The organism is Mitsuaria sp. TWR114 (assembly GCF_007997345.1).
Genome location: NZ_VOSR01000868.1, coordinates 1 through 687 on the forward strand (window position 1 = coordinate 1; position 687 = coordinate 687).

At 73.8% G+C, this 687-nt stretch carries 1 protein-coding gene; it reads right to left on the reverse strand.

Annotated elements, in window-relative coordinates; translation table 11 throughout:
- Positions 1-92: 92 nt before the first annotated feature.
- On the reverse strand, positions 93-464 hold the full coding sequence (locus tag FUT87_RS25220) for a diguanylate cyclase (RefSeq protein ID WP_147242773.1): 372 nt from the start codon (positions 462-464) through the stop codon (positions 93-95).
- Between the last annotated feature and the right edge of the window lie 223 nt (positions 465-687).

Consider the following 687-nt stretch of genomic DNA (forward strand, 5'->3'; position numbering starts at 1 on the left):
CAGCGCCTGGCGCGCCTGCTGCAGCAGCTGGTCAGCACCCTGCTGCGGCTCGCGCCGCCAGTCCTGCCAATGGGCCAGGCCCAGGCTCGCGCTCAAAGGGAGCGACTGGCCCTGCCAGCGGTAGTCCAGCGTCGCGACGCGCGCCCGCAGCCGGTCGCCGCGTCCAGCGCGCCCAGTGGATCGGTGCACGGCAGGTAGGCGGCCCAGACGCCGCGCGGCAGCGGCAGCAGCCAGTCGCCGCCGCGCAATTGCTGCCGCATCAGCTGGTCCAGGCGCTCGTCCAGCGCCTGCAGGCATTCCTCGCCGTGCTGCTGCTGCAGGCGGGTCCAGGGATCAAGTTCCAGCAGCATCAGCACGCCGTCGTGGCGATGGCGCTGCGCCCGGGCGGCCTCGCGTTTGAGGCCGTCCATCAACTGCGCCTCGTCCGCCGCGGCCACCCGCGCGGGCGGGTCGCGGCGCGCCACCCAGCGCCGCCTCAGGAATGCCCACCAGGCCCCGGGGCCCCTGTCCGAGTCTTGAGCCATGCTGCCCGCCTTCGCCGGAGATGAGGATTGATTGCAGCACAGGAGCAAGCCGCGCGCCGCCCCCTTGAGCGAGGGAGGATAGGCGCTTGCGCGGCGACGCGTCGCGGCAGATGTAACGAATCCGGACGCGCCGCAGGGACGCCATGCCGCCGCGCGGCGGCCA